Source organism: Savagea faecisuis, from assembly GCF_042675605.1.
Taxonomy (GTDB): domain Bacteria; phylum Bacillota; class Bacilli; order Bacillales_A; family Planococcaceae; genus Savagea; species Savagea faecisuis.
The window spans coordinates 67,691-78,530 of record NZ_JBHTJF010000042.1 but is presented as its reverse complement, the minus strand read 5'-3'; the positions used below and the strand labels follow the sequence as shown (position 1 = coordinate 78,530).

The following is a 10,840-nucleotide window of genomic DNA, read 5'->3' as shown; positions in this document are numbered from 1 at the left end:
AAGTGTGGCGACATACGGAGCTGAGAGATACTAATCGATCGAGGACTTAACCTATAAATACGTATGAAAGTACTTCGTTGTAGAAATGTTGGTTTTATTCAGTTTTGAGTGAACGAGTTCATTCAATATAAGTTTGGTGACGATGGCAAAGAGGTCACACCTGTTCCCATACCGAACACAGTAGTTAAGCTCTTTAGCGCCGATGGTAATTGGGGGTCTCCCCCTGTGAGAGTAGGACGTTGCCAAGCACTAGAAAGACACAATTTCTTAATTGAAATTGTGTCTTTTTGTATTTGAAGGAAAAATGATGGGATTGGGAGAAAAACACTCTTATGAAACGGTTAAATGAAGTTGCGAATAAAAATAAAAAAGAGTATGGTAAAGTGAGAGATGAAGAAAGGTAGGGATGCGTGTTGCTTATGTTGCTCATCATCTTTTCAATCAATATCGTGTATGTTTCCTTTTTCACCGTACGCATGATTTTGACATTGAAAGGATATCGCTACATTGCAGCCGTCGTCAGTATGGTAGAAGTCGTCATTTATGTTGTCGGGTTAGGTTTAGTATTAGACAATTTAAATGAAATTCAAAACTTAATTGCTTATGCTGTCGGGTATGGATGTGGGGTTATTATTGGTACGAAAATTGAAGAGAAATTAGCGTTAGGTTATGTGACGGTGAATGTCATTACAGCAGATGTCGACAAACAGATGACTTCTCAACTGCGCCAAAAAGGATATGGTGTCACAGATTGGGTGTCACATGGTTTAAATGGAGATCGAACTTCAATGCAAATTTTAACACCACGAAAATATGAACTCGCATTGTACGAAGAAATTAAACAATTAGATCCGAAAGCTTTTATTATTTCATATGAACCGAAAATGATTCATGGCGGTTTTTGGGTGAAAACAGTACGAAAAGGTAGGTTATTTAAAAATGGCGAAAAAAAGAGCGAAACGTAGTGAATGGATTACAATTAAAGAAGATGAAACAGTAGCAGAAGCGTATGAGCGTCTCCTTGCTGAAGGCTGGCAAGTAATCGGTCGTCGTGAAGAACCTGTTTTTATTGAAGAAAATGGTGAACAGAAATGGTTACGCCAAAATATTCAATTTCATGTTAAAATGAACAGTCAAGTCTGAATTAAAACCGAACGTTAGATTATGACTAATAATTTAACGTTCGTATATTTGCATTGACTAACCGAAAAATGCTTGTTAAAATAAGTAGAGTAATAAGAAATCCCACATATAAGTCGAAGAATGGGCTTTGATGTTTCTACAAGGGCACCGGAATGTCCTAACTATGCGGGAAAGTGACTTTTGAGTAAGGAGCGAAAGGTGTGTCGGTGCGAATGGTTATTTTATCAAAACATCTTCACGCAAATCGTCATATCCTCGAATGAGCTGCTTTTCACGCGAAATAGGTGAAAAAGCAGTTTATTCGAGGATTTTTTAATTGATAAGAAAAAGAAGGAGCGGATGGATTGTGAAACCGAAAGTTGGCGTCATAATGGGCAGTAAAAGTGATTGGGAAACGATGAAATTAGCTTGTGATATTTTGGATGAATTACAAGTACCTTACGAAAAGAAGGTTGTATCAGCACATCGTACACCAGACTTCATGTTTGAATATGCAGAAGAGGCAGAAGCGAAAGGATTACAAGTAATCATCGCAGGAGCTGGCGGCGCTGCCCATTTACCTGGAATGGTAGCATCTAAAACATTAGTTCCGGTCATTGGGGTTCCGATTCAGTCACGCGCTTTAAAAGGAATGGATTCTTTATTATCAATCGTTCAAATGCCAGGAGGGGTTCCTGTCGCAACGATGGCGATTGGAACGGCAGGAGCGACAAATGCAGGTTTATATGCTGCACAAATCGTTAGTTTGACAGATGACAAAGTGAAACAGGCGATTTCGAATCGCAGAGAAAAAATGAAGCAAATCGCTTTAGAAAGTAGTAGTGAATTAATATGAAAGTCATTCAACCTAGTTCAACGATCGGCATTATCGGTGGTGGACAGTTAGGTCGCATGATGGGACTCGCAGCGAAAGAAGCAGGATTTAAAATCGCTGTGCTCGATCCAACGCGCAACTCACCATGTGGACAAATCGCAGATATTCAAATTGTCGCACCGTACGATGATGAACGAGCATTAAATGAATTAGCAGAAGTGAGCGACGTCATTACGTATGAATTTGAGAACATCGATTATGACGGTTTGAAACGTTTAGGTGAAAAAGCGTATGTTCCACAAGGTGCTGAACTCGTACGCATTACCCAAAACCGCATCGCTGAAAAGCGTGAAATTCGACAAGCAGGGGTACCGGTTGCGCCGTATATTGAAGCGCAAACGTTCGATGAACTCGTTCAACAAATTGATAAAATCGGATATCCCGCTGTTGTGAAAACAGCATTTGGAGGATACGACGGAAAAGGACAAGTTCGCTTAAACAGCGCAGGTGATTTACAAGAAGCGAAGGCGTTATTCGAATTTTCTCCTTGTATTGCAGAAGCATTCGTACCGTTTGAAAAAGAAATTTCAGTCATTATTCAACGGAATGCGGCGGGTGAATCTTATTCTTTACCAGTTGCAGAAAACATTCATGTCAATCATATTTTACATGAATCAATCGTGCCAGCACGCGTTTCTCCAATAGTGTTAGATGAAGCAGCAAAGGCAGCAAAATTAATTGCGGATCATTTAAATTTGGTCGGAACATTGGCAGTCGAAATGTTTGTACTTGCAGATGACACAATTATCATTAACGAATTAGCACCACGTCCACATAACTCAGGACATTATTCAATCGAAGCGTGCAATATATCGCAATTCCATCAACATATACGAGCGATCGCTGGATGGCCACTTCGCCAACCGAAATTGTGGGCTCCGTCCATTATGGTGAACGTCTTAGGTCAACATGTGGCACCGCTCGAACAAAAAATGGCATCTTATCCAGATTGGTCGATTCATTTATATGGTAAAGAAGAAGCGAAAGAAAATCGCAAAATGGGCCATGTGACGATCATGACTGAACATATTGAACAAACATTAGAAGAAATTGAACAATCGATGATTTGGACATCGAACTAATAGGAGGAACTAACATGAAAATTGCAAAAGTATACGTAACATTAAGAGAGAGTGTCGTAGATCCAGAAGGAACAGCAGCGAAAGAAGCATTACACAAAATGGGCTACAACGAAGTACAAAACGCACGTTTCGGTCGTTTAATTGAATTGGAATTAGACGGTTCAACAGAAGATGTTGAAGCACGTGTCGAAGCAATGTGTAAAGATTTATTAATTAATCGCGTGATCGAAGACTATCGTTTTGATATTGAGGAGGCGTAATGATGAAAGTTGCGATCTTAAACTTTCCAGGAACGAGTTGTGAAACGGAAGTAGAACGATTATTTCAAACGATTGTTAAAGCAGAACCGACAATCGTATGGCATGCGGACGCGACATCATTAGAAGCGTACGATGCAGTTGTCATTCCGAACGGAGCTGTGTACGGAAACTATTTACGTCCAGGCGCATTAGCGAAAAGCTCACCTGCTGCAAAAGCGTTACAAGCATTTGCACAAGCTGGAAAACCAGTCGTCGGTCTCGGAAACGGTTTTCAAGTGTTAGTTGAAATCGGCCTATTACCAGGTGCCTTTTTACAAAATCCTTCACTCACTTTCCAATCAGGGAAAGCAGCATTACGTGTGAATCGTGAGACGAATTTTACAAATCAATATCGAGAAGAAGTGATCACTTTACCATACGCTCAACAATTTGCGACATATTATAACGATACACCGATCGCAAAAGAGCAAATTGTGATGACATTTGAAGACAATATGTTCAATAGCACGCAATCGATTGCGGCATTGATGAATGAAGGTGGCAATGTATGTGGCATTATCGCATTGCCAGAACGTGCAACGGAAGCAGTGATAGGTGGAACGGACGGACTTCCATTTTTCGAATCTATTTTAAACAATTGGAGTGAACAATAAATGGTTGAACCTACAGCGCAACAAGTTAAAGAAGAAAAATTGTATTTGCAAATGGGTATGACAGATGAAGAGTTCGCACTCGCAGAAAAAATGCTCGGCCGTACACCGAACTATACAGAAACAGGTATTTTCTCTGCTATGTGGTCAGAGCACTGTTCATATAAAAGCTCGACACCTGTATTGAAACGATTCCCAACGAAAGGTCCACGTGTTTTACAAGGGCCAGGAGAAGGAGCAGGAATTGTCGATATTGGGGATAACCAAGCGGCGGTATTCAAAATGGAATCTCATAACTCACCTTCTGCAATCGAGCCTTTCATCGGCGCAGCGACAGGAGCTGGAGGGATTTTACGCGACGTCTTCTCAATGGGAGCTCGTCCAGTAGCACTCGTTAACTCACTTCGCTTTGGTGATTTAACAGATGCACGCGACCGTTTCTTATTTAAAGAAGCAGTAGCAGGAATTGCGCATTACGGAAACGTCATCGGAATTCCGACGATTGCAGGGGAAGCGCAATTTGACCAAAGTTATTCACACCGTCCACTCGTTAACGCGATGGCGGTCGGATTGTTAAATCATGAAGACATTCAAAAAGGTGTCGCATCAGGTGTTGGTAACACAGTTATTTACGCTGGTGCGAAAACAGGTCGTGACGGTATTCACGGTGCGACGATGTCTTCTGCAGAAGTGACGATTGAAGAGGAAGAAGAACTTCCAATTATGCAAGGGGGAGACCCTTATTTAGAAAAGCTCGTCATGGAAGCATGTTTAGAACTCGTTCATTACGATTCACTCATCGGAATTCAAGATATGGGAGCAGCCGGCTTAACATCATCTGCAGCTGAAATGGCTTCAAAAGCAGGATACGGTGTTGAATTAAACTTAGACCTCGTACCACAACGTGAAGAAGGTATGACGGCTTATGAAATGATGTTATCGGAATCACAAGAACGTATGTTAATCGTCGTTAAAGAAGGTCATGAACAAGAAGTGATCGACTTATTCGATAAATACGGCATTGAAGCATGTGCGATCGGTAAAGTAACAGATGACAAAATGTTACGCCTTCTCCATAAAGGGGAAGTTGTCGCAGAAATTAAAGCGGACGACTTAGCGGAAGATAATCCGGTTTATCATAAAGAATCAAAAGAGCCAGCATATTTTGCTGAATATCAAGCGATGGAAAATGTCGCACCAGAAGTGAAAGATGTGAAACAGACGGCACTCGACTTACTACAACGTCCGACGATCGCATCGAAAGCATGGGTTTACAATCAATTCGATTCAGAAGCGCGCGGCAATACAGTCGTTGCACCAGGTTCATCTGCAGGAATTATCCGTGTAGAAGGAACAAATAAAGGACTTGCGATGACATCAGACTGTAACTCTCGCTACATTTATTTAGACCCAGAAACAGGCGGTAAAATTGCCGTTTCAGAAGCGGCACGTAACTTAGTATGTTCAGGTGCAGAACCGATTGCAATTACAGACTGCTTAAACTTCGGTAGCCCTGATAAGCCAGAAGTCTTTTGGCAATTAGAACAATCAGCAGATGGAATTTCGGCAGCATGTTTAGCTTTAGATACACCTGTTATCGGCGGAAACGTATCATTATCGAACGAAGTGAACGGACAATCTGTCAAACCTACACCGACAATCGGTATGGTTGGGCTCGTGAACGATTTATCAGAAGTGACATCATCAACTGCTCAACAAGAAGGGGACGCAATCTACGTCATTGGAGAAGCGTTACCTGAATTTGGCGGTAGCGAACTGCAACAAATGCTAGAAGGTGACATTCGCGGTCGTGCACCACAATTAGATTTAGACGTAGAGAAAAAACGTCAAAATCAAGTGCTTCAAGCGATTCGTGAAGGTGTCGTCGCTTCAGCTACAGACGTTTCAGAAGGTGGCTTAGCGGTCGCATTGTTCGAGACAGTATTCGGTGAAACGGTATTCGGATTAGACGTAACTTTACGAGGAGAAGCAGTGACAGCATTATTCAGTGAAACACAATCACGCTTCGTTTTAACGGTTCGTGAAGAAAACCGCCAAGCGTTTGAAGCGATCGTTGAAGATGCCGTACATGTCGGAACAGTTACAGCTCAAGAAGTATCGATTAAAGGTGAAGACGGCGACGTATGGATTGCTGGAACAGCGTCAGAATTTCACGATGCTTGGAAAGGAGCTCTTGAATGCTTGCTGAACTCAGAGGATTAAATGAAGAGTGTGGCGTCTTTGGCATATGGGGGCATGAGGAAGCAGCGCAGTTTTCGTATTACGGATTGCACGCTTTGCAACACCGTGGTCAAGAAGGAGCGGGAATTGTTACGACGAGCGGAAATGGCTTGAAAGTCATTAAAGGCGAGGGGCTTGTGAATGATGTGTTCTCAGGCAATACGCTTGATACATTAACAGGACATGCAGCGATTGGACAAGTGCGCTATACGACGGAGTGTGGACGTGGAATTGAAAACGTCCAGCCTCTCGTCTTCCGTTCTACGACAGGAAGTCTTGCGATTGCGATGAACGGTAACCTCGTCAATGCTCGCGATTTGAAAGAGTCGTTAGAACAACAAGGTAGTATTTTTCAGACGAATTCGGATACAGAAGTGCTCGCTCATTTAATTAAGCGTAGCCGCGGTTCTTTAAATCAACGTGACCGTGTTAAATCTGCTTTAAAAACGTTAAAAGGCGCTTTCGCATTCGTCATTTTAACGGATGACAGCTTAATGGTGGCGCAAGACCCGAATGGATTGCGTCCTCTTTCTTTAGGAAAGCTTGGAGATTCATGGGTTGTCGCTAGTGAGACGTGTGCATTCGATATTATCGGAGCGAAACACGTTCGCTCGGTCGAACCAGGAGAACTCATTACGATTACAAAAGATGGTTTGCATTCTGATCGTTTTCAAGAAGCGGATGATCGTGCAATTTGCTCGATGGAATATATTTACTTCTCACGTCCGGATTCAAATATCGACGACATTAACATTCATAATGCGCGCAAACGTTGCGGTATTCAGTTAGCGAAAGAAGTCGGTAATTTAGAAGCGGATGTCGTTACAGGTGTGCCAGACTCTAGTATTTCGGCAGCGATTGGATTTTCAGAAGCGACAGGTATTCCGTACGAATTAGGTCTTATTAAAAACCGTTACGTCGGGCGTACATTCATTGAACCGTCTCAAGCACTTCGTGAAAAAGGAGTCAAAATGAAATTGTCTCCCGTTCACCACGTTGTCAGTGGAAAACGAGTCGTCATGGTAGACGACTCGATCGTCCGTGGTACGACATCACGTCGTATCGTCAAAATGTTGAAAGAAGCGGGCGCAACAGAAGTTCACGTCGTGATTGCATCACCACCACTCGTCAACCCTTGTTATTACGGAGTCGACATTAGTACGGATTCAGAACTGATTGCCACAGGCCGTACAGTGGAAGAAGTGCGCGATTTAATTGAAGCAGATTCGCTCACATTTTTATCAGTAGAAGGTTTATTACAATCGGTCGGTCGTTCAGAAGAAATGAAAAATTGCGGACAATGTGTCGCATGTTTCACAGGAGAATACCCGACAGAAATTTATTCAGATACAGTATTGCCCCATGAGAAGGATCTCGCACGATAAACGTTTAGGAGGATATTCATGTCAAAAGCATATGAACAAGCAGGAGTTAATATTGAAGCAGGGTACGAATCAGTAAAGCGTATGAAATCACATGTTGAACGTACGAATCGTTTAGGAGTTGCAGGAACATTTGGTGGTTTCGGTGGAATGTTCGATTTATCTGCTTTAAATTATAAAGAACCTGTGCTCATTTCAGGAACAGACGGTGTTGGCACGAAATTGAAACTAGCATTTATGGCAGATAAGCACGATACGATCGGAATCGACTGTGTCGCAATGTGTGTGAACGATATCGTCGCACAAGGGGCAGAACCACTTTACTTCCTCGACTACATCGCACTCGGCAAAGCAGTACCTGAAAAGGTAGAAGCGATTGTCAAAGGAATTGCGGACGGTTGTGTTCAATCAGGTGCAGCGCTCATCGGTGGAGAAACAGCAGAAATGCCAGGTCTCTATGCGGAAGAAGAGTATGACTTAGCAGGATTTGCAGTCGGCGCATGTGAGAAGAGCGATATCGTGACAGGCGAAAAAGTACAAGCAGGTGACGTCTTAGTCGGGATCGCATCAAGCGGTATCCATTCAAACGGTTATTCACTCGTGCGTAAAATCGTTTTAGAAGACTCAGGGTATACGGTGAACGATACGATTGAAGGGTTTGAACAGCTCGGAACAGTCGGCGATGCACTTTTACAACCGACAAAAATTTATGCAAAACCTGTTTTAGATATGTTGAAAGCGACAGACATTCACGCGATGGGCCATATTACAGGTGGCGGTTTCTACGAAAACGTACCACGTATGTTAAAAGACGGCTTAACAGCAGAAATCGAATTAGGAAGCTGGGAAATATTACCGGTATTCCAAATGTTAAAAGAAAAAGGCGAGTTGCAAGATAAAGATTTATACAGTGTGTTCAATATGGGGATTGGATATATTGTGGCAGTGTCAGCTGAACAAGCAGATGAGATTATCGCGATTGCACAGAAGCATGGAGAGCGCGCTTATCAAATCGGTACAGTGATTGAAGGAGAAGACCTTCAATTTAAAGGTGAACACGACGGGAGCTTAGCGTAATGAAAAAGCTAGTCGTTTTCGCTTCAGGAAGCGGGAGCAATTTTGAAGCGTTGGCAGAAGCTTGCGAACGGGGAGAACTCAAAGCGACAATTGAGCTTCTCATCGTAGATAAAGAAGAAGCATATGCGATCGAACGAGCGAAAAAGTACGGCATCCGCTCGCTCGTCCTGTTGCCTAAAACATTCGAATCGAAAGAAGCGTACGAACGTGCAATTTTGGCCGAGCTTGAAACAATCGAGCCAAACTTAATCGTGTTAGCGGGGTATATGCGTTTAATTGGGGACACGTTGTTAAGTGCGTATCCGAATCAAATCGTGAACATTCACCCTTCTTTACTCCCTTCATTTCCAGGGAAAGATGCAATCGGACAAGCGGTCGCACACGGAGTAAAAGTGACAGGCGTGACGGTTCACTACGTTGATGCAGGAATGGATACGGGACCAATTATTATGCAACGTGCGGTAAATGTGGTGGACGGAGACGTAGAAGCAACAGCTACAGCGATTCATCAAGTGGAACATGAACTATATAAAGAAGCAATTCAACAAATAATGAAATGACACGTGGAGGGTTACCATTGACAAAAAGAGCGTTAATTAGCGTATCAGATAAAAGTGGCGTATTAGAATTCGCACAAACTTTAGAGCGTTTCGGCTATGAGATTTTATCGACAGGCGGTACGATGAAACATTTAGCAGAAAACGGCGTGAAAGTGACAGCAGTAGATGAAGTGACGAAATTTCCTGAAATTATGGAAGGTCGCGTAAAAACATTAAATCCGATGATTCACGGCGGATTGTTAGCGAAACGTGATGATGCGAACCATATCGCACAAATGGAAGAACACGGTATTCAAGGAATCGACATCGTATGTGTTAACTTATATCCATTTAAACAGACGATTGCAAAGCCGGATGTACAAGTGGAAGATGCAATTGAAAATATCGACATCGGTGGACCAGCAATGTTGCGTGCTTCAGCGAAAAACCATCAGTACGTTACAGTAATCGTCGACGCTGCAGACTACGGTGAAGTGCTCGCTCAATTACAAAATGAAGGCGAAACGACACTTGAATTACGCAGACGTCTTGCGGCAAAAGTATTCCGTCACACGGCAGCATATGATGCGTTAATTTCAAACTATATGACAGAGCTCGCGGGTGAAGAGTTCCCAGAGCAAGTGACACAAACATATGAATTAAAACAGCCTCTCCGTTACGGAGAAAACCCACATCAGAAAGCGGCATTTTATTCGCGTCCACTCGGCTCGAATTTCTCGATCGCATATGCGGACCAATTGCACGGCAAAGAGTTATCGTACAACAATATTCAAGATGCGAACGCAGCAATTCAAATTGTGAAAGAATTCGATATGCCAGCAGCGGTCGCTGTGAAGCATATGAACCCTTGTGGTGTAGGGACAGGTGAAACGATTGCGGATGCTTTCGCGAAAGCATACGAAGCAGACCCGACATCAATTTTCGGCGGCATTATCGCATTAAACCGTGAAGTTGATCTTGCAACAGCGGAACAACTTTCTGAGATTTTCTTAGAAATCGTCATCGCTCCAGGCTTTACGAAAGAAGCGTTTGACCTTTTAACGAAAAAGAAAAATATCCGTCTTTTAACGATTTCATTCGATTCTCCGACAGAAGATAAGTGGAATACAGTATCGGTTGAAGGTGGATTGCTCATGCAGTCACCGGATACATACGGTTTTGAAGAAGCGGAAATTAGCGTCGCAACAGACCGTCAGCCAACAGAAGAAGAGTGGGAAGCATTGAAGCTCGGTTGGGCAGTCGTGAAGCACGTGAAATCAAATGCGATCGTTGTGACAGATGAAAATATGACACTCGGTGTCGGCGCTGGACAAATGAACCGTGTCGGTGCGGCGAAGATTGCATTAGAGCAAGCAGGTGAACGTGCGAAAGGTGCAGCACTTGCATCGGATGCATTTTTCCCAATGCCTGATACAATAGAAGAAGCAGCGAAAGCGGGAATTACAGCGGTCATTCAACCAGGTGGTTCTGTGCGCGATGCTGATTCGATTGAAAAAGCAAACGAATATGGCATGACGATGGTCTTCACAGGAGTACGTCATTTCAAACATTAAAAAATAAAAGAATCGGGC

At 42.9% G+C, this 10,840-nt stretch carries 11 protein-coding genes, 1 rRNA gene and 1 riboswitch; all 12 genes read left to right on the top strand.

Going from position 1 to position 10,840, the window contains the following annotated elements; translation table 11 throughout:
* Positions 1-132 precede the first annotated feature (132 nt).
* The 12 genes from rrf (at position 133) to purH (ending at position 10,822) form a co-directional block, all read left to right on the top strand.
* A 5S ribosomal RNA gene (gene rrf / locus ACFQ0V_RS12510) occupies positions 133-248 on the top strand.
* A 171-nt stretch (positions 249-419) separates the two neighbouring features.
* On the top strand, positions 420-965 hold the full coding sequence (locus ACFQ0V_RS12505; protein WP_381014156.1) for a DUF2179 domain-containing protein: 546 nt from the start codon (positions 420-422) through the stop codon (positions 963-965).
* The gene (locus ACFQ0V_RS12500; protein WP_381014153.1) at positions 940-1,143 is read left to right on the top strand and encodes an NETI motif-containing protein; all 204 of its coding nucleotides are present in this window, start codon (positions 940-942) and stop codon (positions 1,141-1,143) included. Before ACFQ0V_RS12505 ends, ACFQ0V_RS12500 begins: the two co-directional genes overlap by 26 nt.
* An 84-nt stretch (positions 1,144-1,227) precedes the next feature.
* A riboswitch (purine riboswitch) is annotated at positions 1,228-1,327 on the top strand.
* A 162-nt stretch (positions 1,328-1,489) separates the two neighbouring features.
* Positions 1,490-1,978, top strand: a complete 489-nt coding sequence (gene purE / locus ACFQ0V_RS12495; RefSeq protein ID WP_381014150.1) for a 5-(carboxyamino)imidazole ribonucleotide mutase — start codon at positions 1,490-1,492, stop codon at positions 1,976-1,978.
* Positions 1,975-3,099, top strand: coding sequence for a 5-(carboxyamino)imidazole ribonucleotide synthase (purK, locus tag ACFQ0V_RS12490; protein ID WP_381014148.1), 1,125 nt, complete (start codon positions 1,975-1,977; stop codon positions 3,097-3,099). The genes purE and purK overlap by 4 nt, the downstream gene beginning before the upstream one ends.
* A gap of 14 nt (positions 3,100-3,113) precedes the next feature.
* A complete protein-coding gene (purS, locus tag ACFQ0V_RS12485; protein ID WP_381014145.1) occupies positions 3,114-3,359 on the top strand; it encodes a phosphoribosylformylglycinamidine synthase subunit PurS in 246 nt (81 codons plus the stop codon).
* A gap of 2 nt (positions 3,360-3,361) precedes the next feature.
* A complete protein-coding gene (gene purQ, locus ACFQ0V_RS12480) occupies positions 3,362-4,012 on the top strand; it encodes a phosphoribosylformylglycinamidine synthase I (RefSeq protein WP_381014142.1) in 651 nt (216 codons plus the stop codon).
* The gene (purL, locus tag ACFQ0V_RS12475) at positions 4,013-6,232 is read left to right on the top strand and encodes a phosphoribosylformylglycinamidine synthase subunit PurL (protein WP_381014139.1); all 2,220 of its coding nucleotides are present in this window, start codon (positions 4,013-4,015) and stop codon (positions 6,230-6,232) included.
* Positions 6,208-7,635 carry an amidophosphoribosyltransferase gene (gene purF, locus ACFQ0V_RS12470; RefSeq protein ID WP_381014138.1) on the top strand — a complete coding sequence of 476 codons (1,428 nt, stop codon included), beginning with the start codon at positions 6,208-6,210 and terminating at the stop codon, positions 7,633-7,635. The genes purL and purF overlap by 25 nt, the downstream gene beginning before the upstream one ends.
* 18 nt (positions 7,636-7,653) lie before the next feature.
* The gene (gene purM / locus ACFQ0V_RS12465) at positions 7,654-8,709 is read left to right on the top strand and encodes a phosphoribosylformylglycinamidine cyclo-ligase (protein ID WP_381014135.1); all 1,056 of its coding nucleotides are present in this window, start codon (positions 7,654-7,656) and stop codon (positions 8,707-8,709) included.
* The gene (purN, locus tag ACFQ0V_RS12460) at positions 8,709-9,269 is read left to right on the top strand and encodes a phosphoribosylglycinamide formyltransferase (protein ID WP_381014133.1); all 561 of its coding nucleotides are present in this window, start codon (positions 8,709-8,711) and stop codon (positions 9,267-9,269) included. The genes purM and purN overlap by 1 nt, the downstream gene beginning before the upstream one ends.
* Positions 9,270-9,286: 17 nt before the next feature.
* Entirely contained in the window at positions 9,287-10,822 is a 1,536-nt protein-coding gene (gene purH / locus ACFQ0V_RS12455) for a bifunctional phosphoribosylaminoimidazolecarboxamide formyltransferase/IMP cyclohydrolase (protein WP_381014130.1), read from the top strand.
* Positions 10,823-10,840: the final 18 nt, after the last annotated feature.